This window comes from Salinicola sp., from assembly GCF_982684285.1.
Window position 1 is genome coordinate 1 of the sequence record NZ_CEXLVS010000436.1, and the last position, 1,531, is coordinate 1,531.

Genomic DNA, 1,531 nt, shown 5'->3' on the forward strand with positions numbered 1-1,531 from the left:
CCGGCGCATATTATTGATGGTCGGGTACAACATGCGGTGTTATTGGAAATGTTTACCGATGAAGGGGTCGGCACATTAATTCGGGGGGGCGGACGATGAGCGAACAAGAAAAACAAACGCGAGCAGAAAAGAAAAGTTCTCGCCGACAAGCAATATTGGAAGCGTTAGCAAGGGAATTGGAGCAAAATCCAGGTGAACGCATCACAACTGCGCAACTTGCCAAAGGTTTGGGGGTATCAGAAGCTGCCTTGTATCGTCATTTTCCAAGCAAAGCGTGCATGTTTGAAGGCTTAATCGAATTTGCCGAAGATACAATTTTCGGTTTGGTTGGCAAAATCCTTGAAGATGATCATAATACCGTCACCCGATGTGAAAAGATTATTACCTTACTGTTAGGCTTTAGTGCTAAAAACCCCGGTATAAGTAGTATATTAGTGGGTACGGCATTAACGGGTGAAACTGAGCGATTGCACCTGCGAGTTAACCAATTTTTTGAACGATTGGAAACGCAATTTAGACAAATTTTACGCGAGCGTGAATTAACCTTAACCGAAGCGGGTGGTCGGCCGGTTAATGAAACGGCAAACTTATTACTCATCGTCATCGAAGGACATATGCAACAATTTGTTCGCACTGGTTTTCGACAATCACCACTGACGGGCTGGGAAAAGCAGTGGCAATTATTGGCGACCATAATGAAGGTATATGCATGATTAATGTTGTGATTATTGGAAGTGATATCGATGCTGAAAAGCAATTGCTTGCGCAGCATAACGATATGAATGTCACCGATGTTAAACCGACCACGATTGAAATCACGGTAGCGCAAGTAGGTTTATTTCAACCCGATATCTTTATTTTGAAAAATGATGAACAAAACATCAGTGTGGATATGCTTTGCCACTTTTTAAGCAAAAGCTACCCTGATGCCCAAACCTTATTTTTAACAGACGAAGCACCGACCTTTGAAATGTTACAAGATTCTGGTTTTAAAGCGCGCGGTTATATTACTGCAACTCAACATGAAAAATTAGCGAAAGCCGTGAGAGTGGTACATGATGGCGAAGCTTGGTTGCCCCGAACCTTAGTGGCTGAAATGCTAAATCGTTTTTCTTCTGCTTTTTACCGCAGTGATGCAGCATGATTTTCTAGACTTAGTTTAATCATCCAGAATTTAAAAAAAGCCCCAGATAACTGGGGCTTTTTTTTGCGACAGTGTTTTATTTTTGCTGAAACACTGGTACGGAATCTGCCTTGATATTGACGTTGATGGATGATTATCAAGATTTGGACACACTTTATGCTGGATTGAAAGTAGCTAAAGTTGATGAATAACGAAAAATTGCTATTTTAATTTCAATCACTTATGGTAATTCACTGACAGTGGCACTTCATCTTGGGATGACAAAAATAATAATTGAGGAGAGCAAGCCGTGGCTATAGAAATGGGCATTATAAAAACACTTATTGGTACAGCTTTCGCAACGGCGATAGATGGATCGCAGCGCAGTTTGCAAGCCGGCGATCGTAT

General features: G+C 41.5%; 2 protein-coding genes and 1 pseudogene. All 3 read left to right on the forward strand.

Annotated elements, in window-relative coordinates; translation table 11 throughout:
* Positions 1-99, forward strand: a pseudogene (locus tag AC3AYF_RS20825) (acetylglutamate kinase); the annotation flags it as partial.
* On the forward strand, positions 96-713 hold the full coding sequence (gene slmA, locus AC3AYF_RS20830; protein ID WP_487780379.1) for a nucleoid occlusion factor SlmA: 618 nt from the start codon (positions 96-98) through the stop codon (positions 711-713). The pseudogene AC3AYF_RS20825 and the gene slmA, both read left to right, overlap by 4 nt.
* Complete coding sequence (locus AC3AYF_RS20835) at positions 710-1,144, forward strand: hypothetical protein (protein WP_487780380.1); 435 nt, start codon at positions 710-712, stop codon at positions 1,142-1,144. Before slmA ends, AC3AYF_RS20835 begins: the two co-directional genes overlap by 4 nt.
* Positions 1,145-1,531 lie beyond the last annotated feature (387 nt).